Source organism: Ferranicluibacter rubi (assembly GCF_011603255.1).
In the GTDB taxonomy this organism is placed as follows: Bacteria; Pseudomonadota; Alphaproteobacteria; order Rhizobiales; family Rhizobiaceae; genus Ferranicluibacter; species Ferranicluibacter rubi.
On the sequence record NZ_JAANCM010000013.1, the window covers coordinates 83445 to 107474 of the forward strand.

Below are 24030 nucleotides of genomic sequence, written 5' to 3' on the forward strand. Positions count from 1 at the left end.
TGCGTAAAGAGCGAGCGGCAAGCCACAGGTCCTCTCCCCCCTTGTGGGGGAGATGCCCGGCAAGGCAGAGAGGGTTTTTCTTGATCACCCCCAGCACGAACAACCCATCAACTCTGGCTCAACGCATTCGTCGCCTTCACCGCGGCCGACGCCCGGTTTTCCACGCCCAGCTTCACATAGATCTGCTCAAGGTGCTTGTTGACGGTACGGGCGGAGAGGCCGAGGATTTCGGCGATGTCGCGGTTGGATTTGCCCTTGGCAATCCAGACGAGGACTTCCGCTTCGCGCATCGTCAGGGAGAAATGCCGGCGCAGGGCTTCCTCGTCGGTGGTCTGGCTGACGGCGGTGAGGCGGAACAGGTATTCGTCGCTGCCGATGGTGCCGAGGAAGGCGAGTTGGAGGACGGGCACACCGGCATTTTCGATCACGAGGGGAGCGTCCTTGCCAAGCGTGCGCTCGAGCAGGAAGAGGGCGATCTGGTCGGAGACGGCGTCCAGTCCGTCTTCCGAGCCGATGGCTGTATCGACCAGCCGGGTCGCCTGGGGCGTCGACCAGTGCAGGGCGCCATTGCCGCGCACCGCGAGCAGATGCCGGCCGGCCGCGTCCAGTGCGACGCGGGCGCTCTGGGTGGAGCGGGCGTTGCCGAGGTGGACGCGGATGCGGGCGCGCAGTTCATCGATGTTGATGGGTTTGGAGAGGTAATCCACGCCGCCGGATTCGAGCGCGTGCACGATGTGCTCGGTTTCGGTCAGCCCGGTCATGAAGATCACAGGCACGGGGGCGATGTCGGCAAGCGCCTTCAGCCGTCGGCAGGTGTCGAATCCGTCCATCTCCGGCATGACGGCGTCCATCAGCACGATGTCGGGCGTGATCTTGTCAACGACTTTCAAGGCCGCGGGCCCGGATGTGGCGATCAGCACGGAGAAGCCGGATTGCTCCAGCGCGTCGGTGAGGAAGCCGAGGGTTTCCGGGCTGTCGTCGACGATCAACACGATATCACGGGGGCGGGGGGCGTCACTCACCGGTGGTCTCCTTCCGGCGGCGGGTCGCTTCGCACGGCGGCGGTTTCGAGGAAGGTGGCGTAGCCGGCCATGTCGAAGGCCTGTACATAGGCCCGCGCGGCATCCGCAAAGGGCTGGTGGGTCGTGTCGCGCGCGAGCTCGGCGAGCTTGGCCTCGATGCCCCTGATATAGCCGATTTCGCCCAGCCGGATCAGCTCCTCGATATGGGATGCTTCGGGCACGAGAATTGGCTGGGGTTCTGCGGTGTCGGTTGGCGGTGCGGGGACATCATGCGTCCATTCGAGGCCGAGATTGACGGCGATCTTGTCCCGGAGCTGGCGGATGACGAAGGGCTTGGCGAGCGTATCGTTGTGGCCGGTATGCTGGCTGGCCAGACTCCCGTCGCCGATATTGGCCGACAGCATGATGATGGGCGCCGCCTGCCCGAGTTCGCGCAGGCGCGAGACGAGCTGCCAGCCGCTCATGCCAGGCATGGAGATATCGACCAGAAACAGATCGGGCTCGATACCCTCGATCAGCGTCAGGCATTCGGCGCCGCCGATGGCGGTGAGGACGACGAAGTCGAGCGGGATCAGCACCTCGCGCATCAGCTCCCGGTGATCCTCGTTATCGTCAACCACGACAATGGTACGGCGCGGGCCGGCATAGCCGGTGACGTCTCGCTGGGGCGGGGGCACGGCGGCGGGGCGGGCAACAGTCGACAGCATCAGCCGGACGCGGAAGGTCGAGCCCTTGTCGCGCTCGCTGGTGACCAGGATTTCGCCGCCCAGCGTCTCGGTCAGAAGCCGCGTGATCGTCAGACCGAGGCCGAGGCCCGGCATGGGGCGGATCGTTTCGGCTTCGCCGCGCTGGAACGGCTCGAAGATGCGCGGCCGGTCGGCCTCGGAGATGCCGCGGCCGGTATCGGTCACGGTGAAGGTCGCGACCTGGCTGCGATAGGCGACCTCGAAGCGCACGGTGCCGCGATCAGTGAACTTGATGGCGTTTGACAGAAGATTGACGAGGATCTGGCGCAGGCGCTTCTCGTCGGTGCGCACATGCGTCGGCAGGCCGGGCGCCCGGATATGCTCGAAGGCCAGACCTTTGGCCTGGGCCTGCGGGCGGAACATATCGACGATCTGGTCGAGAAAATCCTGGATATTGATCTCGTTGGAGAACACCTGCAGCCGGCCGGCCTCGATGCGGGAAATGTCCAGCAGGCCGTCGATGAGGCCCGAGAGATGATCCGCACTGCGCTTGATGACGCGGATGGCGGCCTGCCGTGGGGCGGGAATAGTCTCGTCGCGCTCGAGAATCTGGGCATAGCCCATGACGGCGTTGAGCGGGGTGCGCAGCTCGTGGCTCAGGCCGACGACGTAGCGGCTCTTGGCGCGGTTGGCGGCCTCAGCGGTCTCCTTGGCATATTGCAGGGCCGCGTCGGTCTTCTTGTGGGCGGCGATTTCCTTGAGGAGCAGGGTGTTCTGTCGCGAGGATTCCTCCTCTGCCACGAGCCGGCTGTCATGGGCGAGCACATAGAACCAGCAGACGACGCCGGTGACGACGGTGAAGACGAAGAAGACGATGCCGATGGTGCGGTTGATGACTTCTGCGGCAATGGGGGAGGCGGTACCGGTCTGGTAAGCGATCATGGCGAGGATGGCGCCGATGGCGGAGACGGCGATGACGACGGCAGTGGCGTAGCGGCCGAGGCGGCTGGCGAGCGCTGCGACGATGCGTTCGGGCAGGAGCCTGCGGGCGACGGCCGCCGTCTGGGCGTTCAGCCGCGCATGCGGCTTGCAGATGTCGTGGCAGCGGCTGTCGAGTGAGCAGCAGAGCGAACAGATCGGCGCGGCATAGGCGGGGCAATAGGCCATGTCTTCCGGCTCGAACGGATGCTGGCAGATGGAACAGGTGATGGTGCTGCGCATCTTCCAGTGCGCGCGCGGCTTGCGGGCGAGATAGTAGCGGCCGCGTGTGGCATAGGCGAGGGCGGGGGAGACGAGGAAGGCGATGAGCGTGACATAGGTCGATAGCGACGCCATGACCGTGCCAAAGAGGCCGAAATGGGCGGCGAGCGCCACGCCGGCGGAGGTGAACATGGCGCCGAGGCCGACCGGGTTGATGTCGTAGAGATGGGCGCGCTTGAACTCGATGCCATCAGGGGAGAGGCCGAGCGGCTTGTTGATGAAGAGATCGGCCGAGAGCGTGCAGAGCCAGGACATGGCGATGATGGAGAACACGCCGAGCGTGGCTTCGAGCAGCTTGTAGATGCCGAACTCCATGAGAAGCAGGGCGATGGCGACGTTAAACACCAGCCAGACGACGCGGCCGGGGTGGCTGTGGGTCAGGCGGGAGAAGAAATTCGACCAGGCGAGTGAACCCGCATAGGCGTTCATCACGTTGATCTTCAGCTGCGAGACCACGACGAAGGCCGCCATGAGCACGAGGGCCGCCGTGTCGTTGGGGATCATGTAGCCGAAAGCCGCGAGATACATACGCGACGGGTCCGCGGCTTCGCCGGCAGGCACGCCAGTGGAGAGTGTGAGAACGGCAAGGAACGAACCGGCGAGCAGCTTCGGTACGCCGACCACCACCCAGCCGGGGCCGGCAAGGAAGACGGCGAAGCGGTGCCGCCACTTCTTCACGCCCTCCGGCGGCAGGAAGCGCAGAAAATCTACCTGTTCGCCGATCTGCGGCATCAGTGCGAGGATGACGGCGGAGGCGGCGCCGAACTCGATCAGGTCGAAGGGTGCTGCACCGCCGACCTGCGCATTCGAATGGCCGATGCCGGCGAAGGCCCGCCAGAGGTCGAACTTCTCCCAGTCCAAAAAGGCGATGAAGAAGAACGGCAGGATGTTGAGCACGATCCAGAAGGGCTGCGTGATCAGCTGGAAGCGCGAGATGAGCTGGACGCCGTAGATGACGAGCGGGATGACCACGACGGCGCTGATGATGTAGCCAATCCAGAGCGGAATGCCGAAGGCGAGGTTCAGCGCGCCCGTCATGATCGATGCCTCGATGGCAAACAGCATGAAGGTGAAGCTGGCATAGATCAGCGAGGTGATGGTGGAGCCGATATAGCCGAAGCTCGCGCCGCGCGTGAGAAGGTCGATATCCACGCCGTGGCGGATCGCGTAGCGGCTGATCGGCATGCCGATGACGAGCATCGCGATAGCGGCGGCGATGATGGCGTAGAACGCGTTCGTGGTGCCGTAGGAGAGCGTGATCGTGCCGCCGATCGCCTCCAGTGCCAGGAAGGAAATCGCGCCGATGGCGGTCTGGGAAATGCGGCTTGCCGAAAAGCGCCGGGCGCTCTTGGCGGTGAACCGCAGGGCATAGTCCTCCAGCGTCTGGTCTGCGACCCAGCGATTGTACTCGCGCCGGACCGGAATGATGCGCTGCCGGGCTGTCATTTCGAGGTTTTCATGGTGCGGAGCAACATCCTTGTCGGCAAGCGACATCGCGGGAGGGCTTGAGGTTCTGTTGATCTTGAAGGCTATGCAGGCCCCTGTCCAGACAGACCGCATGTTTCCCGCGGGAACGCACGCGGCATGTGCTGTTCGCGCCTACGTCAATTGACGTATGTGCATTGCACAAGGCCTGTCGGATAGTCCCGTTGCGACCCGTTAACCCTCCCTTAGGAAACGGCGCCAACGAACGAGAGGGGCTCTCTTATGTCATTCAAATCTCATATCCTCAGCGCATTCCTGGCAGGGGCTTTGGCTACGACGGCATTCTCCGCCGTCAACGCTGCCGAAGACACCATCAAGGTCGGCGTCCTGCACTCGCTGTCCGGCACGATGGCCATTTCCGAGACGACGCTGAAAGACGCCATGCTGATGCTCATCGAGGAGCAGAACAAGAAGGGTGGCGTTCTCGGCAAGAAGCTCGAGGCCGTCGTGGTCGATCCCGCGTCCGACTGGCCGCTGTTTGCCGAAAAGGCCCGCGAGCTGATCTCGGTCGACAAGGTCGCGGCCGTGTTCGGTTGCTGGACGTCCTCGTCGCGCAAGTCGGTTCTGCCGGTGTTCGAAGAGCTGAATTCGATCCTCTTCTACCCCGTCCAGTACGAAGGTGAAGAGTCCTCGCGCAACATCTTCTACACGGGTGCCGCGCCGAACCAGCAGGCCATCCCGGCTGTCGATTACCTGATCGCCAACGAAGGCGTCGAGCGCTTCGTGCTCGAAGGCACCGACTACGTCTACCCGCGCACGACCAACAAGATCCTGGAAGCCTACCTGATCGCCAAGGGCGTCGCCAAGGAAGACATCATCGTCAACTACACGCCGTTCGGCTTCTCGGACTGGCAGACGGAAGTCGCCAAGATCAAGGAATTCGGCTCGGCCGGCAAGAAGACCGCCGTCGTCTCGACCATCAACGGCGATGCCAACGTTCCCTTCTACAAGGAACTCGGCAACCAGGGCATCAAGGCCACCGATATCCCGGTCGTCGCCTTCTCGGTCGGTGAAGAAGAGCTCGCGGGTCTCGACACCAAGCCGCTCGTCGGCCATCTCGCCGCCTGGAACTACTTCCAGTCCGTCGATGCGCCTGCCAATGCCGAATTCATCAAGCAGTGGCATGCTTATACCAAGAACGACAAGCGCGTGACGAACGACCCGATGGAAGCCGCCTATATCGGCTTTTCCGCCTGGGTAAAGGCCGTCGAGGCTGCCGGCACGACCGATACGGATGCCGTTCTCGACACGATCATCGGCACCTCCGTTCCGAACCTTTCGGGCGGCTACTCCACCGTCATGCCGAACCACCACATCACTAAGCCCGTGCTGATCGGCGAAATCCAGGGGGATGGCCAGTTCGAAATCGTCCAGCAGACCCCCCAGGTCGTCGGCGACGAATGGTCGGACTTCCTGCCGGACAGCAAGGACCTGATCTCCGATTGGCGCAAGCCCATGTCCTGCGGCAACTTCAACGTTGCAACGGGCAAGTGCGGCGGCAAGGGCTCCTGATCTCAGCCTTCGGAGGTTGATTTTCCAGACGGCTTTTCATGAAGCAAGCATTTCCGGTGCGGCCCCCGGGCCGCACCGCCAAGGTTTATTGCAGACGATTTGAGACGGCATCGTCTCCGTCCGGCCTTCGCCGGGCGGAGATCGTTTTCCGGAGGGAAGGTGCGGTTGACCGCAGTCCGGGCATGGCACGGAACATGCATGGACGTGACCGGGCTCGGCCGAATGACGCCTTTCCTGCAACGTCGTACCCGTGATGGCGCACCTGAGAGGTCGCTCCTGCGGAATTCTTGGGCAGATGCGCGGCGGTGCCGCCGTCCTGCCCGCGTGAAGGGGCTTTGAACACATATGCAGCTGACATCGCGCACGCTTCGGATCGTTCTTCTTCTCCTCGGTCTCGGCCTCGCCTTTGCGACAGGCGCGCGGGCGCAGGATGCGCTGAAACCGCTGGTCGATGGGCTGGGCGCCACCGCGTTTCCGCAGAAGGTGGAGGCTGTGAAGCAGCTTGCCGCGACCGGCGACCCGAAGGTGCCCGAGATCCTCGAAAAGCTTAGCGCCGGCGAACTGTTTGCGCCGAAGGCGGGCGGTGCAGTCTATCTCGTCGAGGGCGACGTCGTGTCCGATCCGTTGACCGGTGCGCCTGTCGAGGGTGTGACTGCGACCAGCCTGCAGAAGATCCGGCTGAACAACATGCTGCGCGGCGCCATCGGCGATGCCATGAGCCAGCTGACCCTGCTCAGCCCCGACCGCAATGCCCGCCTTTCCGCTGCCCAGGCGCTGCTGGCCAGCGGCGATACCGCCAATCTCGCGCTGCTCGACGGGGCCCTCTCGAAGGAGGGGGATGCCGAGGTCAAGGCGGCGATGGAATCCGCCCGGGCCGTGCTGATCCTGAAGACGGATGCGAGCGCCGAGGACAAGAAGGCGGCGATTGAGAACGTCGCAGCGCGCGGTGACCGCGGCGCGCTCAATATCCTGACTGCGGCGCTTGCCACCGCTCCGCCGGACCTCGTACCGGTGATCCAGAGTCGTATCGACGGCATCGCCAGCAGCCTTGCCGTCTGGGATGTCGCGCAGAACGTCTGGTACGGGCTGTCGCTCGGCTCTGTGCTGCTGCTCGCCGCCATCGGCCTTGCCATCACCTTCGGCGTCATGGGCGTCATCAACATGGCGCATGGTGAGATGGTGATGCTGGGCGCCTACACGACCTATGTCGTGCAGCAGACGGTCGCCTCGTTCGCGCCCGGTCTCTCCACCTTCTCGCTCGCCTTTGCGGTGCCGATCGCCTTTCTCTTTACCGGGCTTGTCGGCGTCGCCATCGAGCGCGGCATCATCCGCTTTCTCTATGGCCGGCCGCTCGAGACGCTGCTTGCCACCTGGGGCCTGTCGCTGATCCTGCAGCAGACCATCCGCACGATCTTCGGGCCGACCAACCGGCAGGTAGACAATCCGAGCTGGATGTCGGGCACGTTCGATTTCGGCGGTCTCGCCATCACCTGGAACCGCATGTGGATCATCGTCTTCTCGCTTGCCGTGTTCCTGGCATTGCTGACGCTGCTCAAACGGTCCCGCCTCGGCCTGCAGATGCGCGCCGTGACGCAAAACCGGCGCATGGCCTCCTCCATGGGCATCCGCACGCCGATGGTGGACGCGATGACCTTCGGCCTCGGCTCCGGCATTGCCGGCATCGCCGGGGTGGCGCTCAGCCAGATCGACAACGTCTCGCCCAATCTCGGGCAGAACTACATCATCGACAGCTTCATGGTTGTGGTGTTCGGCGGCGTCGGTAACCTCTGGGGCACCTTCGTCGGCGCCATGACGCTGGGCATCGCCAACAAGTTCCTCGAGCCCTATGCGGGTGCGGTGCTCGGCAAGATCCTGATCCTCGTCCTCATCATCCTGTTCATCCAGCGGCGGCCGCGCGGCCTGTTCGCCCTTAAGGGGAGGTCGATCGAATAATGTTTACGACCCGGCTCATCCACGCCCATGAGAAGAAGGTCCTGGTGCTCGCCGCTCTGATCCTCTTCATCGCCATCGCGGTTCCCGCCTCCAACCTCCTGCTCGATCCCGGCAATCCACTGCACGTGCCGTCCCATGTCGTGCCGCTGTTCGGGAAATATCTCTGCTACGCGCTTCTCGCCCTCGCGCTCGATCTCGTCTGGGGCTATTGCGGCATTCTCTCGCTCGGCCACGGCGCCTTTTTTGCGCTCGGCGGCTATGCCATGGGCATGTATCTGATGCGCCAGATCGGCGCGCGCGGCACCTATGCCAACCCGATCCTGCCCGACTTCATGGTTTTCCTGAACTGGAAGGAGCTGCCCTGGTACTGGACCGGCTTCGATTCCTTCCCCTTCGCGGCGCTGATGGTGTTGCTGGTGCCCGGGGCGCTCGCCTTCGTCTTCGGCTGGCTCGCTTTCCGTTCGCGCGTCACCGGCGTCTACCTCTCGATCATCACGCAGGCCATGACCTATGCGCTGCTGCTCGCCTTCTTCCGCAACGAGATGGGCTTTGGCGGCAATAACGGCCTGACCGACTTCAAGGACATCATCGGCTTCAATATCCAGGCGCCGGAAACGCGCGCGACCCTGTTTGCGATCACCGGTATCGTTCTCGCGCTCGTGCTGCTCCTCTCCTCGGCCATCGTTCAGTCCAAATACGGCAAGGTGCTGATCGGGGTGCGGGATGCGGAAAGCCGGACGCGCTTTCTCGGCTATCGCGTCGAGAACATGAAGCTCTTCATCTTCACCTTCTCCGCCATGATCGCAGGCGTCGCCGGCGCGCTCTACGTGCCACAGGTCGGCATCATCAATCCGGGCGAATTCGCGCCCGCCAACTCGATCGAGGTCGTCATCTGGACGGCGGTCGGCGGACGGGGCACGCTGATCGGGCCGATTATCGGCGCGGTGCTCGTGAACTTCGGCAAGTCCATTTTCACCGCCGCCTTCCCGGAATTCTGGCTGTTTGCGCTCGGTGCCCTCTTCGTCGCCACCACGCTGTTCCTGCCGAAGGGCATCGTCGGCACCATCCAGCAGGGCTTTGCCTCCCGTCGGGACTACAAGGCGGCAGCCGAAGCCGAAAAGGGCCGCACCGTTTCGACCCGCGACCCCGTCGACCTCCAACCTCAAGCCGCGGAGTGAGCGCCATGGACCAGAAGATCACCAACAGCCTCCTCTATCTCGACGGCGTCTCGGTTTCCTTCGACGGCTTCAAAGCGCTGAATTCCTTGTCTTTCGTGGTCGCGCCCGGCGAGCTGCGGGCGATCATCGGCCCCAACGGTGCCGGCAAGACGACGATGATGGACATCATCACCGGCAAGACGCGGCCGGATACCGGCACCGTCTATTTCGACGGGCAGATCGACCTGACCAAGAAGGACGAGGCCGATATCGCGCAGCTCGGCATCGGCCGCAAATTCCAGAAGCCGACCGTGTTTGAAAGCCATACGGTCTGGGACAATATCGAGCTGGCGCTGAACCGCAAACGCGGCGTCTTCGCCACGCTGTTCTACACGCTCACGCCCGCCGATAAGGCACGGATCGAGGAGATCCTCGAGACCGTGCGCATGACCGCCCGTAAGGACCATCTCGCCGGCAGTCTGTCGCACGGGCAGAAGCAGTGGCTGGAGATCGGCATGCTGCTTGCGCAGGAGCCGAAGCTGCTGCTGGTGGACGAGCCCGTCGCCGGCATGACGGATGCGGAGACCTCGGAGACGGCGATCCTCCTCAAGGAGATCGCCAAGACCCGCTCCGTCGTCGTCGTCGAGCACGACATGGGCTTCATCCGCGATCTCGGCGTCAAAGTCACCTGCCTTGCCGAAGGATCGGTGCTGGCTGAGGGATCGATCGACTTCGTGTCGAACGATCCCAAAGTCATCGAAAACTATCTGGGGCGGTGATCTCATGCATTACAATGTCTCGATGTTCGCGGTTCAGGACTTCGCCTCCGACGGACCCAAGCTCCAGCCTCGCTTTGAGGCGGACGCCCAGCCACGAGTCTTCTCCCCCCTTGTGGGGGAGATGGCTGGCAAGCCAGAGAGGGCCTTCCTTCCCGCAAGTTCCCCAAGCTCCGCCGCACCGACCACGCCCACCGAACGAGGTGCCCCATGCTGACCGTCGACAACATCAACCTGCACTACGGTGCGGCGCAGGCTCTGCGCGGCGTCTCCATCACGGCGCCGATGGGCAAGATCACCTGCGTGCTCGGCCGCAACGGCGTCGGCAAGACCAGCCTTCTGCGTGCGGTCACCGGCCAGCATGCGACAAGCGCCGGCAAGGTCACCTTCAACGACACGGTCATGAACGGCATGGCGCCCTATAACCGGGCGCGGCTCGGCGTCGGTTTCGTGCCGCAGGGGCGGGAGGTGTTTCCGCTGCTGACCGTCAAGGAGAACCTGGAGTCGGGCTATGCGCCCGTCGCCCGCAAGGATCGCTTCGTGCCGGAGGAGATCTTCGCGCTGTTCCCGATCCTCAAATCCATGCTTGGCCGGCGCGGGGGCGATCTCTCCGGCGGGCAGCAGCAGCAATTGGCCATTGGCCGGGCGCTCGTCACGCGGCCGAAAATCCTGGTGCTGGACGAGCCGACGGAGGGCATCCAGCCCTCGATCATCAAGGATATCGGGCGTGCGATCCAGTATTTGCGGGATTCCACGGGGATGGCGATTTTGCTTGTGGAACAATACCTTGACTTCTGCCGCGAGCTTGCAGACCATGTCTACATCATGGATCGCGGAGAGATAGTGCATGAAGGCCCGGCCGAAACGCTCGACACGCCGGAAGCCCGACGGCACCTCACGGTTTGATCGCGCAACCGATGTCTGAGCCCATGCCGGAAGTGGTGGCGGCGGCGCCGCAACGCGCTTTTGGCCGCGGGCGGCTGGTGGCGAAGTCGGCCGGTGGGCGGACGCGGCTGCAGGAGTTCTATCAGGAAGGCTGCGCCAAGCTGCGTCTGCCGACTATGTTCGATGGCAGCATGGAGGCCGTGCTGATCAACAGTTCCGGCGGGCTGACCGGCGGCGACGTGATGGACTGGCGGTTCGGCGCCGGCGCGGATACCGAGCTGACGCTGACGACGCAGGCCTGCGAGAAGATCTACAAGGCAAGCGCCGGCACGACCTCGGTGACGACGACCATCCGGGCGGAGGCGGGGTCCCGCGTTCACTGGCTGCCGCAGGAGACGATCCTGTTCGATCGGGCTTCGATGACGCGGTCGCTTGAGGTCGATCTGGCAGCCGATGCCGAGTTTCTGGCCGTCGAAGCCGTGCTGCTCGGGCGCGCTGCCATGGGCGAGCGCATGCGCAGCGGCCTTTTTCGCGACCGGTGGCGCATCGTGAAGGGCGGTACGCTGCTGCATGCCGAGAACATGCGGCTGTCCGGCGATATCGATGCGCTGACCCGGCGGGCCTTTTCGCTGAGCGGTCATGTCGCTTTCGCCACGTTGCTCTTCACCGCGGCCGGCTGCGAGCGGTATCTGAAGCCTCTCCGCGAACTGATGGATCATGGTGCCGCCAACGGGTCGGGTGGCGTCAGCCATGTCGTGGTCGGCGGTCAGGAAAAGCTCGTCGCGCGGATCGTGGCAAGGGACGGCTTTGCTTTGCGAAAAATCCTTGTGCCGATGATTTCGCACTTGCGCAGGAGCGCGTCTGTGCCGAAAGTCTGGAGCCTGTAGAGAATGTCGAAGATGATGATGGATCGCGTCGCATGAACCTTACTCCCCGCGAAAAAGACAAGCTGCTGATCTCGATGGCGGCCATGGTGGCGCGCCGCCGGCTGGAGCGCGGCGTCAAGTTGAACCATCCCGAGGCCATCGCGCTGATCACCGATTTCGTGGTCGAGGGCGCGCGCGACGGGCGTTCGGTTCCCGACCTCATGGAGGCCGGCGCCCATGTGATCACACGCGAGCAGGTGATGGAGGGTATCCCGGAAATGATCCACGACATCCAGATCGAGGCGACGTTCCCGGACGGGACGAAGCTCGTCACCGTTCATGAACCCATCCGCTGAGGTTTCCCATGCTGGCGCTTCGACCCAATTGCGAATGCTGCGACACGGATCTGGCGGCCGATAGCCGCGAGGCGATGATCTGCAGTTTCGAATGCACGTTCTGTGCCGCCTGCGCGAGCGACGTGCTCGGCGGGCGTTGCCCGAACTGCACGGGCGAACTCGTTCGCCGGCCTGTGCGGCCGGCCGAAAAGCTGGTGAACAACCCCGCCTCCACGGAGCGTGTGGTGAATGCCGGGGGCTGTGCCGCGGCGGCGTGATGCCGCAACACCAGCACCCTCAGCCTGCCACGATTACCGTGCAGCATGCCTATCGAGACCTTCAGGAGAGACAAGATGATCCCCGGTGAAATCCTTGCGGCAGAGGGCGAGATCGAGCTGAATGTGGGCCTGGAGACGGTGACGATCGAGGTGTCGAACACCGGCGACCGGCCGGTGCAGGTCGGCAGCCACTATCACTTCGCCGAGACCAATGCCGGGCTGACCTTCGATCGCGCGGCCGCCCACGGCAAGCGGCTGGACATTCCCGCCGGCACGGCCGTGCGCTTCGAGCCGGGGCAGACGCGCGATGTGACGCTCATTCCGTTCGCCGGCAAGCGGGAAGTCTATGGTTTCCGCCAAAAGGTCATGGGTGCGCTCTGACATGGCGATGCGGCTCGCTTATCCCGGCGCGGCACTGGCCTCGTGCCTGTTTCTCGGGGCAGGGGCTGCCTCGGCGGCTGGGCCGGATGATCTCGATTGCAGCAATGCGGTGACCCAGAGCGACATGACGGCGTGTTCGCAACAGGATTACGAGACCGCGGATGTGGCGTTGAACGCGGCCTATCGCAAGACGATGGCGCGTGCGCAGGCGATGGACAAGGATTTCGCCGAGATCGGCGACACTATGGTCGGTGCCGTCGAGGCCCTGAAGACCGCGCAACGCGCCTGGATCGCCTATCGCGACGGCCAGTGCGAACTGGCCGGGTTCGAGGCGCGAGGCGGAACCATGGAGCCGATGCTGGTGGCGGGTTGCCTTGCGGACCTCACCACCAAGCGGACGGACGAGCTGAACGCGGCGCTGGCCGATCGCTGATCGCAGCCACGGCGGTTCGAAAACGAAGCAGGCTGTGGGTTCGACCGGTCGTTCAGGATCGGCGGCCAGCAGGAAACCAAGGGCAGAATGCTGTGAAGACCGGTGCGCGCATCGTGATCGTTGGCAATGGGCCGGTGCCGGACAGCGCCGCCAACGCGATCGCGTCTGCCGATTGCGTCATCCGTTTCAACGATTGCCGCTCGTATCGCCCGGGCGAGCGCACCGATATCGTCGCGGTCTGCAACACCGGCCGGCCGGCGAAGATGATGCTGGGAACCTCGGTTTCCTCCGCCCTGCACCCCACCATCGGGCCGGCGGCTTGGGGCGCGCATCCCGCGGTGGTCGAGGCGACCGGCATCTGGTGTGTTCGCAACCCCGCTGTTTTCGCGGCGCTCCGGGCACCGCTCGCCATCACGCATCCGGAGCTCGATGATTTTTGCGACGACGAGACGGCGGGATTCGAGGCCTTTGCGCTTGCGGCCGGCAAGACGTTCCGGGTTCTCGATGCGGAAACCCAGCGTTTCCTGGAGACGATTCTCGCCGGCTTTTCGCCCGCCCCCTACATCGTGCCGAGCAGCGGCATCGTCGTCATTGCCGACATGCTTGGCGCGCATCCCGCAGCGGATATCGCGCTTGCCGGGTTCGCTCATGTCGGCTGGGAGGGGCATCCCTTCGCAGCGGAGGCACAGTTGGTCGATCGCTGGATCGCCGAGGGCCGGCTCCGGCGGCTGGATGCGGCGCCGGCTTTGTCTCTCGCAGTCGGGAGCTAGGAGCACGCCATGGGCGAGACGGTCAGGATCAAGGCAGGCACGATCACGGTTCCCGAGTCGGTGCTGAAGGCACTCGGCCTGAAAGACGGGGACGCGGTCGAGTTCGTTGCCAACGAGGCTGGTGCGGTCGAAATCCGCAAGCCGGGGAAGAGTTTCGAGGATTTGCGCGGGATCGTGAAGCTGGATAGGCCGATCACCGGCGAGGAACTGGATGACTGGATCAGGGAAGCCCGGAATGCCGGTTTTCGGGAGAGCGGGGAATGATCGGTCTCGACACCAACATGGTGATGCGGTGGTTGGCCCTGGGCTCGATCACCGACGCGGAAGGCGTAAAGCAGGGCGAGCAGGCGACAGCCTTTCTTGAGCAGAAGATCGCGCCCGTCTTCATCAATCACGTCGTTCTCGTCGAGGTCGTTTGGCTTCTGCGGCAGAAGGTGAAGATGGCTCGGCCCGCGGTTTCCGCGTTCATTTTCGACATGCTGAACCGACCGCGGATCGTCGTGCAGGATCGCGATGCGGTCATTGCATCCCTGCGTTTCTATGAACTTCATCCCGGTGACTTTTCCGACCACCTGATCGGCGAGATCAACAGCCGCAATGGCTGCCGGACCACCTATACCTTCGATCGCGCTGCGGCGCGGTCGCCCCTTTTCTCCGAACTTTCGAGGTAGATCATGTCCTACAAGATGTCCCGCGCCGCCTATGCCAACATGTTCGGGCCGACGACGGGCGACCGGGTGCGGCTGGCGGATACGGAGCTGTTTATCGAGGTGGAGAAGGATTTCACCACCTATGGTGACGAGGTGAAGTTCGGGGGCGGCAAGGTCATCCGCGACGGCATGGGGCAGAGTCAGGTGACGCGGGCGGATGGCGCCGTGGACACCGTCATCACCAATGCGCTGATCGTCGACCACTGGGGCATCGTGAAGGCCGATATCGGGCTGAAGGACGGGCTGATCGTCGCGATCGGCAAGGCCGGTAATCCGGATACGCAGCCGAATGTCGATATCATCGTCGGGCCCGGCACGGAGGCGATCGCGGCCGAAGGCAAGATCATCACGGCCGGCGGCATGGACAGCCATATCCACTTCATCTGCCCGCAGCAGATCGAGGAGGCGCTGATGTCCGGCATCACCACCATGCTCGGCGGCGGCACCGGCCCGGCGCACGGCACGCTCGCCACCACCTGCACGCCCGGTCCCTGGCATCTTGCGCGGATGATCGAGGCGGCGGATGCCTTCCCGATGAACCTTGCCTTTGCCGGTAAGGGCAATGCCTCGCTGCCGGGTGCGCTGGTGGAGATGGTGCTCGGTGGCGCGACGTCGCTGAAGCTGCACGAGGATTGGGGCACGACGCCGGCCGCCATCGACTGCTGCCTGTCGGTGGCCGACGAATACGACGTGCAGGTGATGATCCACACGGACACGCTGAACGAGAGCGGCTTCGTGGAGGATTCCATCGCCGCGCTGAAGGGCCGCACCATCCATGCCTTCCACACGGAAGGGGCGGGCGGCGGCCATGCGCCGGATATTATCAAGATTTGCGGCCAGCCGAACGTCATCCCGTCTTCGACCAATCCGACGCGGCCCTACACGATCAATACGCTGGCCGAGCATCTCGACATGCTGATGGTCTGCCATCACCTGTCGCCGTCGATCCCCGAGGATATCGCCTTTGCCGAAAGCCGTATCCGCAAGGAGACCATCGCGGCCGAGGATATCCTGCACGATATCGGCGCCTTCTCCATCATCTCGTCCGACAGCCAGGCCATGGGCCGCGTCGGCGAGGTGGCGATCCGGACCTGGCAGACGGCCGACAAGATGAAGCGGCAGCGTGGGCGCCTGCCGAGCGAAACCGGCGACAACGACAATATGCGGGTGAAGCGCTACATCGCGAAGTACACGATCAACCCGGCCATCGCGCATGGCCTCAGCCACGCGATCGGCTCGGTAGAGGTCGGCAAGCGAGCGGATCTCGTGATGTGGAACCCCGCTTTCTTCGGCGTGAAGCCGGATATGGTGCTGCTCGGCGGCATGATCGCAGCGGCACCCATGGGCGATCCGAACGCCTCCATTCCCACGCCGCAGCCGGTGCACTACCGGCCGATGTTCGGCTCGTTCGGCAAGGCGCGCACCAACTCTTCCGTGACATTCGTGTCGCAGGCGTCTCTCGATGCCGGCCTTGCGGCAAAGCTCGGCGTGGCGAAGACGCTGATGGCGGTGAAGAACACGCGCGGCGGCATCGGCAAGGCCTCCATGATCCACAATAGCCTGACGCCTGTCATCGAGGTGGATCCGGAGACTTACGAAGTGCGTGCGGATGGTGAACTGCTGACCTGCGAGCCGGCGACGGTGCTGCCGATGGCGCAGCGCTATTTCCTGTTCTAGATGCTCGTGACCGCCACATCGAAGCCTTGCCGGAAATGAGCAGCCAATACCGTGTTGGCATGACGAGGCTGCGCAAGATCATGCGGAGGCTGTCGATCGGCCTGCCGTTGCTGGTTCTGCTGCTCGCGCTGGCAGCGAGCCTCGGGACCATCGTGCCGCAGCCGCTCTTTGCATCACGGGAAGGGGAAGGCGGAGAGACGCGGCGCATCCTCGTGCTTTCCAACCCGATCCACACCGATATCGCCATTCCGGTGGATGCGGAAAGCTTGGCGCGGTTTCCGTTTCTCGGCCAGAGCGGCGTTCCGGTCGATGATCCTGCCGCGCGGTGGATCGTCTTCGGCCGAGGCGGGCGTACCTTCTATCTGGAGACACCGACCTGGGCCGACCTGAAGCCGATGCCGTTGCTGCGCGGGCTGACGCTCGATCGGGCCGTGCTGCATGTGGATGTCGTCGGCGCGCTTGCTGAACCGTCACTGAGCGTGCAAGGTTTCGAGATCGGACCGGCCGGCTATAAGCGGCTGCTCGACATGATCGCGGCAAGTTTTGCAACGCGGGAAGGGCAGGTCGTGCCCGTGCCCGATGTGCGCTACGGGCAGAACGACCGGTTCTTCGAGGCCATCGGCTGGTTTACGGCGCTGGCCGGCTGCAACACATGGACGGCGCGGGGGCTGCGGGCCGCGGGCCTGCGCACAGGATTGTGGAACCCGCTGCCGCTATCGCTCACCTTTTCTCTCACGCAATTCAACTGATCGAGGTCACCATGCCCTATCGCTCCACCTCCATCGTTTCCCCGGCACCGGCCGATATCACGCCGGTCGCGGTGTTGCGCCTGCCGCACGATCAGCGGCATCTACGGCGCAAGCTCCTGCACCTTCCGGATGACGATGTCGTCATGCTGGACCTGAAGCAGGCCGTGATGCTGGCGGATGGCGATGCGCTGGCGCTGGAGGGTGGCGGCTATATCCTCATCGCCGCCGTGGAGGAGCCGCTCTACGAGATCCTGCCGCGCGACCGGCTTCACCTGATCGAGCTCGCCTGGCATCTCGGCAACCGACACCTGCAGGCCGAAATCCGCGAAGACCGTATCGTCATCCTGCGCGATCCGGTCATCCGGGCTATGCTGATCGGGCTCGGCGCGGATGTGAGCGATGTGACGGCGCAGTTCCAGCCGATGCGCGGCGCTTACCACAGTGGGCATGATCATGGGTCTCACGATCAGAGTGGGCACGAGCATGGGAAGCATGACCACGCCGGGCACAGCCATGACCACCATGATCACGACACGCATGGCCATGACGGAAAAGGGCATCACCACCCCCATGACTGACATGCTCAAGGACGGGCAGAAACAGCCATCGGCTTCGGGCGGGACGCAGGCCCTGCTCCGGCTGATCACCTGGATGTCGCCGGCCTTCCCCATCGGTGCCTTCTCCTATTCGGCAGGGCTCGAGCAGGCGGTGGCGGATGGCAGTGTTGCAGATGCGGCCTCGCTTCAGGATTGGTTGTCCGGCGCCATTGCCGAGGGTGCCGTCTGGAACGATGCGGTGCTGTTGGCGGAAAGCTATCGTGCGACTGAGGACGTCCAGCGGCTTAACGCGGTCGCTTCGCTGGCGGAGGCGATGGCCGGGAGCCGGGAGCGGCAGATGGAAACGATGCTGCAGGGCGAGGCCTTTATTGCGGCGGCCTCGGCCTGGCCGACGGTCGGCGATGACATGCTTTTGCGGATGGCCTATCCGGTTGCTGTCGGTGCGGTTGCCGGTGCGCATGCGACCGGCGCCGAGCCTGCGATTGCAGCCTATCTGCATGCGACGGCATCCAATCAGGTCTCCGTCGCGATCCGCTGCGGCGTCCTCGGGCAGCGTGCCGGGGTGGCCGTGCTGGCGGCGCTGGAAAGCGAGATCGCGGCGACCGCCGTGCGCGCGGCGGCAAGTTCGCTGGACGATCTCGGCTCTGCGGGACTTCTCGCCGATATCGCCGGTATCCGGCACGAGACGCTGCCCTCGCGGCTGTTCCGCTCGTGAGGGCGGACATAAATTCTTGGCCGTGCGGCATCTCTTCCGCCCGGTCTGGAGCCTTTTCTGACAAGGACCGGCTCACTCTCTTCGTATCGACGCATCGTCCGACGTCCAGGTGGACCTGCTGACCTCGACATGCGCACCTGAAAGGACAATCTCATGGCATCCTCCAATGGCCCCCTCCGCGTCGGCATCGGCGGTCCGGTCGGCTCCGGCAAGACGGCGCTGACGGATAAGCTCTGCAAGGCCATGCGCGACAGATGGTCGGTCGCGGTGGTCACCAACGACATCTACACGCAGGAAGACGCCGAAGCGCTGGTGCGCATGCAGGCGCTGCCCTCCGACAGGATCGTCGGCGTGGAGACGGGCGGTTGCCCGCACACGGCCATCCGCGAGGATGCGACGATCAACCTGCAGGCCATCGCCGACCTCAACCGCCGCATTCCCGACCTCGACATTGTCTTCATCGAATCCGGCGGCGACAATCTGGCTGCGACCTTCTCGCCCGATCTCGCGGATATCACGCTCTACGTCATCTCCGTCTGCCAGGGCGAGGAAATCCCCCGCAAGGGCGGCCCCGGCATCACCCGGTCCGATCTTCTCGTCATCAACAAGAAGGACCTCGCCCCATACGTCGGCGCCGACCTCGACGTCATGCAGCGCGACGCCGACCGCATGCGCCAGTCCCGTCCGTTCGTGTTCTCGGACATGAAGCGCGGTGAGGGTGTGGAGCGGATCGTGGAGTTTTTGCGGGTTGAAGGTGGGCTGTAGAGTGGCCGGCTAGCTTTCCGCCCATCCGTTCGGTCGGGGTGCGCGTCTGCCCCTCATCTGCCTGCCGGCATCTTCTCCCCGGTTTGACGGGGAGAAGAGACTTGAGGCACCACTTCACCCCGCATTGAAACGCCGAGCAGGCCACGTCCCCTCGCCCCGCGCGCGGGGAGAGGGCTAGGGTGAGGGGCTGCCGCGGTGCACAGCCTTACCGTCTACTCCGCCGCCAGCGCAGGATGCGTGACCACGGTGCCGCCGACGGCACGGAGGGTGCCGGGGGAGGTGCGGTTTTCCAAACGGTCGAGGCGGCTCTGCAAGGCTTCGATGGTTTCGGACTGCTCGGCGAGTTTCTCGGTCAACACCACGTTCTCCAGCGGCACTGTTTCTGCCTCCTTGCTTCCGACGAGGCGGCCGAAGGACCAGCCGAGGAGGCGGGAGAGGTCGTCCATGATCAGGAAGAACGAGGGCACGACGACCAGTGACAGGACCGTGGAGACGATGATGCCGCCGATGACGGCGATGGCCATGGGCGCGCGGAACGAGCCGCCTTCGCCGACGCCGAGCGCCGAGGGCAGCATGCCGGCCGACATGGCGATGGAGGTCATGATGATCGGCCGGGCGCGCTTGCGGCCCGCCTCCACCATGGCATCGACGCGTTCCATGCCGTGCCGCTTCATCTCGATGGCGAAATCGACCAGCAGGATGGCGTTCTTGGTGACGATGCCCATCAGCATGAGGATGCCGATGAGGACGGGCATGGAGAGCGCATTGTTGGTGACGATCAGGCCGAGCGCGACGCCGCCGATGGCGAGCGGTAGCGAGAAGAGAATCGTGAAAGGCTGGATGACGTCCTTGAAGAGAAGGATGAGCACGACGAGCACCAGCAGCAGGCCGAGCAACATGGCATGGACGAAGCCGGACTGCATTTCTGCCTGAACTTCGGCATCGCCGCTTTCGAGGAAGCGGACGCCTTCGGGCAGGCGGATCTCGTTTGCCGCATGCTTGAAGCGGTCGGAGGCCGTGTTGAGCGCGACGCCAACGGGAAGGTCCGCGCCCATGGTGACGACGCGGAAGCGGTCGTAGCGCTTGATGGAGCTCGGGCCTTCCGAATAGGAAATATCGGCGACGCTGGAGATGGGAACGAGCGCGCCGGAGGCCGTCTGGATCTTGAGGTTGCGGATGGCGGCAAGATCGGTGCGCAGGCCGGTGTCGATCTGCACGCGGATCGGGATCTGGCGGTCGTCGAGCGAGATCTTGGTCAGCGCCGCGTCGATATCGCCGATGGTTGCGACACGCACGACGTCGGAGAGCTGCGACGTCGTGATGCCGAGGCGCGACATGCGGTCTGCAAGCGGGCGCAGCTGCAGTTCCGGGCGGGGCAGGGCGCCATCCGGGCTGACATTGGCGAGCGTCGGCTCGTCGCGCAGCTTGGCCTCCAGCAGACCGACCGCTTCGTTCAGGGCAGCGTCGTTGTTGGAGAGGAGGTTGAAGGCGAGGTCGCGCTCGCCGCGGTCGTTGAGCTTGAGAACGCGAACATCCGGGATGGAATGGATGGCGGCGAAAACCTGGGCCTCGATCTGCGACTGCGGAATGATGCGGCCTGCCGGCGGCAGCTTCGGCATATATTGCCCGACCAGCGGCAGATTTCCGAGCAGCGTATTGACCAGCTTGTTGACGAGCGAATGGTCGAGCTTGTCCAGCATGACGGTGATGGTGGCACGGCGAAGCTCGAGGTCGCCCTTCGGCGAGGCGCCGCCGAGCACGAAGATGCCTTCGACGCCCGGGAAATCCTTGATCCGGTCGTAGATTTCCGCGCTCGTCCGGTCGGTATCCTCCAGCATGGCATCCGGCGGCAATTCGACCGAGAGCACGATGCGCGAGGCATCTTCCGGCGGCAGGAAGCTGCCGGGGACGGTAAGAAGCAGCATGACGGAGCCGACGAGGAAAGCGAGCGCCACGGACAAGGTGAGGTAGCGCATGTACCAGCGCCGCGTGGTGGCGGCGACCAGCCAGGTGTAGCCGCGCATGAACAGGCCGTCACGATCTTCGCCATGCCCGTCGCCATCGCCGGAGCGCATGAGATAGGCCGCCATGACCGGGGTGATCAGGCGGGCGACCATGAGGGAGAAGAATACGGAGACGGCGACCGTCAGGCCGAACTGGATGAAGTACTGCCCGGGAATGCCCGGCATGAACGACACCGGCACGAAGACGGCGATGATGGTGAAGGTGGTGGCGATGACGGCAAGGCCGATCTCGTCTGCCGCCTCGATCGACGCCTTATAGGGCGATTTCCCCATCTTGATGTGGCGGGCGATATTCTCGATCTCGACGATCGCATCGTCCACGAGGATGCCGGTCGCAAGCGTCAAAGCAAGGAACGAGACGAGGTTCAGCGAGAAGCCGAGCAGGTCCATGATCCAGAAGGTGGGGATGGCCGACAGCGGCAGGGCGAGGGCGGAAATCAGCGTCGCGCGCCAGTTGCGCAGGAACAGAAGCACGACGGCCACGGCCAGCAGCGCACCCTCGATCAGCGTGTGAAGGGCGGCTTCATAGTTGCCATAGGTGAAGTAGACGCTGTCGTTAATGAGCTGGATCGACACGCCGGGATTGGCGGCGCGGACCGTGTCCAGAGACCTCGCAACGGTTTCGGCGACGCTGACTTCGCTGGCGCCCTTGGAGCGGAAGACGGCGAAGGTGACGACGGGCGTGCCGTCGAAGCGCGAAAAGCTCTTCGGCTCCTCGTAGGTATCGGTGACGGTGCCGAGTTCCGACAGGCGCACGAAGCGGCCGTTCGGCATAGCGATCATCGTATCGGCCAGCGCCGAGACCGAGCGGGCGTCGCCGAGCGTGCGGATCGCCTGTTCGCTGCCACCGATCTGCCCGCGGCCGGAGCCGAGGTCGGTGTTCATCTTGCGCAGTTGCGCGTTCACGTCGGTCGCCGTGATGCCGTAGGAGTTCAGGCGGCTTTCGTTGAGCTCGACGCGCACCTCACGGTCGGCGCCGCCGTAGCGGTCGATCCGGCCGATGCCGGTCTGGCCCTGCAGCGAGCGCTTCACCGTGTCATCCACGAACCAGCTGATTTCCTCCAGCGTCATGTCCGGCGCGGAGACGGCGAAGGTCTGGATCGCCTGTCCCTCGACATCGACCTTGGCGACGATCGGCTCCTCGATGCCGGCCGGCAGGTCGCCGCGGATGCGGTCGATCGCGTCCTTGGTGTCCTGCACCGCCTGGTTGGTCGGGATCTCGATCTCGAACTGGACGGCGGTCGTCGAAAGCCCGTCGGTGATGGTCGAGGTGACGTGCTTGACCCCGGCGATGCCGGCCACGGCATCCTCGATCTCCTTGGTGACCTGCGTTTCCAGCTCGGCAGGGGCTGCGCCGCTCTGCGACACGGCGATGGAGACGATGGGAACGTCGATATTGGGGAAGCGCGTGATCGGCAGCGTGTTGAACGACTGATAGCCGAGGAACATCAGCAGCACAAAGGTGAGGATCGGTGCGATCGGATTTCGAATGGCCCAGGCCGAAAAGTTCATGGCGGGTCGATCCTCGGTTGGTGGCCTCAGTTGGTGGCTGTCTTGTCGGTGGGTGCTGCTGCCTTGACCGGGGTAATGCGGTCGCCATCGCGGACATAGGCGCCGGCCTTTGCCACGACCTCGTCGCCGTCCTTGAGGCCGGAGAGGATCTCGATATAGCGGCCGTCCTGAATGCCCGTCTCGACGCGTGCCATCTCGACCACGCCGTCGCGCACCTTGCGCACCACGGTTTCGGTCTTGCCGCTGGTCACGGCGGTGAGCGGCAGGGCCAGCGCCTGCTTTTCCTCGATCGTGATGTCGGCGTTCGCATACATGCCCACACGCGCTCTTTCCGGCTCGGCGATGCTGATGAAGACGGTGCCGAGGCGGGTGTCGGCGTCGACGGTCGGCGAGATCAGGCGGATCGTGCCGTTGAGCGTGACGCTGCTATCCGCAAGCTTCAGCTTGGCCTTCTGCCCGACTGCGAGCTTCAGAAGATCGCTTTCCGAGATGTCGGCGCGCATTTCCACCGCGCCATCGCGGATGATGGTGAAGAGCGGCTGGCCGGAGCCCGCGGCAATGGCGCCGACCTTGGCTGTCCGTGCCGAGACCACGCCGGCGACGGGCGCCTTGATGACGGTGCGGGCGAGGCGGAGATCGACATCGGAGATCTGGGCTTCGACGACCTTGATGTCGGACTGCGCCACCGCGATCAGTTGCTCGGCCGAGTTGACGCGGGCGAGCGCGGCGGCAGCGGCCGCTTCCGTCTGGTCGGCAAGCGCTGTCGAGACAGAGCCGGCTTCCCGCAGCTTGGCATTGCGTGCGGAGACGCGGACGGCCTCCTGCGCATTGGCCTGCGCTTCCACCAGCTGCGCCTGGTACTGGGCGAGCGAGGCGCGCGCCCTGGCAAGGTTCGCCTCATTCTCGCTGCGGGTCAGCAGCAGAGCGTCGTCGTTCAGCGTGGCCATGGTGCCGTCGGCCTTGACGGTATCGCCGATATCGACGGTGAGACTGCGGATCGACAGGCCTTCGACCAGCGGCTGCACGAAGGTTTCCTCGACGGCCTGGATGGTTCCCGTCGCGATGACACGGTCTATGACCGTCCGTATTTCGGCTTTGGTGACGACGATGGAGGGGTAGGCGGTGTCGGGCGCTGCCTGTGTTTCCGTTTTGGCCGGCGTTGCGTCCTGCGCCAGGGCGTCGCGCGTCAACACGGGTGCCGCCGCCAGCAGAAGCGCCGTCAGAAGTGCGGGAACCCGCGCAGCCGTGCGCATGCCGTATGCAAACGTACCTTCACCAGCCATCGGCCTGTCCTCACTGTCGAAATATGCTGAAAGGCGACTGTGTCGCCTTGCCGCCCCGTCGTCTCCCGGCACGCGCCACGCCCCCGCGGCACTGCACCCTTGAGCGTCTATACCATCATCCCGTGTCGGATGCTTGTCGAAATGGAGGCGAAGGCCGCCCTCGCACGTCGCCGAACCCGCGCAAATGCGGCAGTCTTTACGGTATATGGCGTCGGGATCAGGCATTTTTCAGGCAGAAC

General features: G+C 64.4%; 22 protein-coding genes. 18 read left to right on the forward strand and 4 right to left on the reverse strand.

What is annotated here, in order from left to right; genetic code table 11:
* Window positions 1-107: 107 nt before the first annotated feature.
* Together G8E10_RS21265 and G8E10_RS21270 are read right to left on the reverse strand one after the other, a co-directional pair.
* Window positions 108-1022 carry a response regulator gene (locus G8E10_RS21265; protein ID WP_167130592.1) on the reverse strand — a complete coding sequence of 305 codons (915 nt, stop codon included), beginning with the start codon at window positions 1020-1022 and terminating at the stop codon, window positions 108-110.
* A complete protein-coding gene (locus tag G8E10_RS21270; protein ID WP_167130593.1) occupies window positions 1019-4414 on the reverse strand; it encodes a hybrid sensor histidine kinase/response regulator in 3396 nt (1131 codons plus the stop codon). The genes G8E10_RS21265 and G8E10_RS21270 overlap by 4 nt, the downstream gene beginning before the upstream one ends.
* A 261-nt stretch (window positions 4415-4675) precedes the next feature.
* Between G8E10_RS21270 and urtA the strand changes: the two genes are divergently transcribed.
* From urtA to ureG, 18 genes are all read left to right on the forward strand, one after another.
* On the forward strand, window positions 4676-5965 hold the full coding sequence (urtA, locus tag G8E10_RS21275; RefSeq protein WP_110801808.1) for an urea ABC transporter substrate-binding protein: 1290 nt from the start codon (window positions 4676-4678) through the stop codon (window positions 5963-5965).
* A 345-nt stretch (window positions 5966-6310) separates the two neighbouring features.
* Window positions 6311-7918, forward strand: a complete 1608-nt coding sequence (gene urtB, locus G8E10_RS21280; RefSeq protein ID WP_167130594.1) for an urea ABC transporter permease subunit UrtB — start codon at window positions 6311-6313, stop codon at window positions 7916-7918.
* Entirely contained in the window at window positions 7918-9096 is a 1179-nt protein-coding gene (urtC, locus tag G8E10_RS21285) for an urea ABC transporter permease subunit UrtC (protein ID WP_132447762.1), read from the forward strand. The genes urtB and urtC overlap by 1 nt, the downstream gene beginning before the upstream one ends.
* 5 nt (window positions 9097-9101) lie before the next feature.
* Window positions 9102-9854 carry an urea ABC transporter ATP-binding protein UrtD gene (gene urtD, locus G8E10_RS21290; protein WP_110728477.1) on the forward strand — a complete coding sequence of 251 codons (753 nt, stop codon included), beginning with the start codon at window positions 9102-9104 and terminating at the stop codon, window positions 9852-9854.
* Window positions 9855-10061: 207 nt separating this feature from the next.
* Window positions 10062-10757 (forward strand): urea ABC transporter ATP-binding subunit UrtE, encoded by a 696-nt coding sequence (urtE, locus tag G8E10_RS21295; RefSeq protein ID WP_110728476.1) that lies wholly within the window; start codon window positions 10062-10064, stop codon window positions 10755-10757.
* 23 nt (window positions 10758-10780) lie between these two features.
* Window positions 10781-11623 (forward strand): urease accessory protein UreD, encoded by an 843-nt coding sequence (locus G8E10_RS21300; RefSeq protein ID WP_167130639.1) that lies wholly within the window; start codon window positions 10781-10783, stop codon window positions 11621-11623.
* A 32-nt stretch (window positions 11624-11655) separates the two neighbouring features.
* Window positions 11656-11958 (forward strand): urease subunit gamma, encoded by a 303-nt coding sequence (locus G8E10_RS21305; protein WP_062591957.1) that lies wholly within the window; start codon window positions 11656-11658, stop codon window positions 11956-11958.
* A gap of 8 nt (window positions 11959-11966) precedes the next feature.
* On the forward strand, window positions 11967-12215 hold the full coding sequence (locus tag G8E10_RS21310; protein WP_167130595.1) for a DUF1272 domain-containing protein: 249 nt from the start codon (window positions 11967-11969) through the stop codon (window positions 12213-12215).
* Window positions 12216-12290: 75 nt separating this feature from the next.
* On the forward strand, window positions 12291-12596 hold the full coding sequence (locus G8E10_RS21315) for an urease subunit beta (RefSeq protein ID WP_110728474.1): 306 nt from the start codon (window positions 12291-12293) through the stop codon (window positions 12594-12596).
* Between the two features lie 7 nt (window positions 12597-12603).
* Complete coding sequence (locus G8E10_RS21320; protein WP_281517732.1) at window positions 12604-13029, forward strand: lysozyme inhibitor LprI family protein; 426 nt, start codon at window positions 12604-12606, stop codon at window positions 13027-13029.
* A gap of 113 nt (window positions 13030-13142) precedes the next feature.
* Complete coding sequence (locus tag G8E10_RS21325) at window positions 13143-13799, forward strand: Urease operon accessory protein (protein WP_167130640.1); 657 nt, start codon at window positions 13143-13145, stop codon at window positions 13797-13799.
* 9 nt (window positions 13800-13808) lie between these two features.
* The gene (locus G8E10_RS21330) at window positions 13809-14063 is read left to right on the forward strand and encodes an AbrB/MazE/SpoVT family DNA-binding domain-containing protein (RefSeq protein WP_167130597.1); all 255 of its coding nucleotides are present in this window, start codon (window positions 13809-13811) and stop codon (window positions 14061-14063) included.
* On the forward strand, window positions 14060-14470 hold the full coding sequence (locus tag G8E10_RS21335) for a type II toxin-antitoxin system VapC family toxin (RefSeq protein ID WP_167130598.1): 411 nt from the start codon (window positions 14060-14062) through the stop codon (window positions 14468-14470). The genes G8E10_RS21330 and G8E10_RS21335 overlap by 4 nt, the downstream gene beginning before the upstream one ends.
* 3 nt (window positions 14471-14473) lie before the next feature.
* On the forward strand, window positions 14474-16186 hold the full coding sequence (gene ureC / locus G8E10_RS21340; protein ID WP_167130599.1) for an urease subunit alpha: 1713 nt from the start codon (window positions 14474-14476) through the stop codon (window positions 16184-16186).
* Window positions 16187-16245: 59 nt separating this feature from the next.
* Window positions 16246-16935 (forward strand): TIGR02117 family protein, encoded by a 690-nt coding sequence (locus tag G8E10_RS21345; protein WP_281517721.1) that lies wholly within the window; start codon window positions 16246-16248, stop codon window positions 16933-16935.
* An 11-nt stretch (window positions 16936-16946) separates the two neighbouring features.
* Window positions 16947-17513 (forward strand): urease accessory protein UreE, encoded by a 567-nt coding sequence (locus tag G8E10_RS21350; protein WP_167130600.1) that lies wholly within the window; start codon window positions 16947-16949, stop codon window positions 17511-17513.
* On the forward strand, window positions 17506-18207 hold the full coding sequence (locus G8E10_RS21355) for an urease accessory protein UreF (protein WP_425530864.1): 702 nt from the start codon (window positions 17506-17508) through the stop codon (window positions 18205-18207). Before G8E10_RS21350 ends, G8E10_RS21355 begins: the two co-directional genes overlap by 8 nt.
* 153 nt (window positions 18208-18360) lie before the next feature.
* Window positions 18361-18972, forward strand: a complete 612-nt coding sequence (ureG, locus tag G8E10_RS21360; protein ID WP_092934936.1) for an urease accessory protein UreG — start codon at window positions 18361-18363, stop codon at window positions 18970-18972.
* Between the two features lie 212 nt (window positions 18973-19184).
* Here the strand turns inward: ureG and G8E10_RS21365 are convergent, their stop codons facing one another.
* Window positions 19185-22508, reverse strand: a complete 3324-nt coding sequence (locus G8E10_RS21365; RefSeq protein ID WP_167130601.1) for an efflux RND transporter permease subunit — start codon at window positions 22506-22508, stop codon at window positions 19185-19187.
* 26 nt (window positions 22509-22534) lie between these two features.
* Window positions 22535-23761, reverse strand: coding sequence for an efflux RND transporter periplasmic adaptor subunit (locus G8E10_RS21370; protein WP_167130643.1), 1227 nt, complete (start codon window positions 23759-23761; stop codon window positions 22535-22537).
* Window positions 23762-24030 lie beyond the last annotated feature (269 nt).

Excerpts from the sequence above, each read along its gene's own strand:
- G8E10_RS21270 (WP_167130593.1), bottom strand. The coding sequence starts at position 4,414 with ATGACAGCCCGGCAGCGCATCATTCCGGTCCGGCGCGAGTACAATCGC.
- urtA (WP_110801808.1), top strand. The coding sequence starts at position 4,676 with ATGTCATTCAAATCTCATATCCTCAGCGCATTCCTGGCAGGGGCTTTG.
- urtB (WP_167130594.1), top strand. The coding sequence starts at position 6,311 with ATGCAGCTGACATCGCGCACGCTTCGGATCGTTCTTCTTCTCCTCGGT.
- urtC (WP_132447762.1), top strand. The coding sequence starts at position 7,918 with ATGTTTACGACCCGGCTCATCCACGCCCATGAGAAGAAGGTCCTGGTG.
- urtD (WP_110728477.1), top strand. The coding sequence starts at position 9,102 with ATGGACCAGAAGATCACCAACAGCCTCCTCTATCTCGACGGCGTCTCG.
- urtE (WP_110728476.1), top strand. The coding sequence starts at position 10,062 with ATGCTGACCGTCGACAACATCAACCTGCACTACGGTGCGGCGCAGGCT.
- G8E10_RS21300 (WP_167130639.1), top strand. The coding sequence starts at position 10,781 with ATGCCGGAAGTGGTGGCGGCGGCGCCGCAACGCGCTTTTGGCCGCGGG.
- G8E10_RS21305 (WP_062591957.1), top strand. The coding sequence starts at position 11,656 with ATGAACCTTACTCCCCGCGAAAAAGACAAGCTGCTGATCTCGATGGCG.
- G8E10_RS21310 (WP_167130595.1), top strand. The coding sequence starts at position 11,967 with ATGCTGGCGCTTCGACCCAATTGCGAATGCTGCGACACGGATCTGGCG.
- G8E10_RS21315 (WP_110728474.1), top strand. The coding sequence starts at position 12,291 with ATGATCCCCGGTGAAATCCTTGCGGCAGAGGGCGAGATCGAGCTGAAT.
- G8E10_RS21320 (WP_281517732.1), top strand. The coding sequence starts at position 12,604 with ATGCGGCTCGCTTATCCCGGCGCGGCACTGGCCTCGTGCCTGTTTCTC.
- G8E10_RS21330 (WP_167130597.1), top strand. The coding sequence starts at position 13,809 with ATGGGCGAGACGGTCAGGATCAAGGCAGGCACGATCACGGTTCCCGAG.
- G8E10_RS21335 (WP_167130598.1), top strand. The coding sequence starts at position 14,060 with ATGATCGGTCTCGACACCAACATGGTGATGCGGTGGTTGGCCCTGGGC.
- ureC (WP_167130599.1), top strand. The coding sequence starts at position 14,474 with ATGTCCTACAAGATGTCCCGCGCCGCCTATGCCAACATGTTCGGGCCG.
- G8E10_RS21345 (WP_281517721.1), top strand. The coding sequence starts at position 16,246 with ATGACGAGGCTGCGCAAGATCATGCGGAGGCTGTCGATCGGCCTGCCG.
- G8E10_RS21350 (WP_167130600.1), top strand. The coding sequence starts at position 16,947 with ATGCCCTATCGCTCCACCTCCATCGTTTCCCCGGCACCGGCCGATATC.
- G8E10_RS21355 (WP_425530864.1), top strand. The coding sequence starts at position 17,506 with ATGACTGACATGCTCAAGGACGGGCAGAAACAGCCATCGGCTTCGGGC.
- ureG (WP_092934936.1), top strand. The coding sequence starts at position 18,361 with ATGGCATCCTCCAATGGCCCCCTCCGCGTCGGCATCGGCGGTCCGGTC.
- G8E10_RS21365 (WP_167130601.1), bottom strand. The coding sequence starts at position 22,508 with ATGAACTTTTCGGCCTGGGCCATTCGAAATCCGATCGCACCGATCCTC.
- G8E10_RS21370 (WP_167130643.1), bottom strand. The coding sequence starts at position 23,761 with ATGCGCACGGCTGCGCGGGTTCCCGCACTTCTGACGGCGCTTCTGCTG.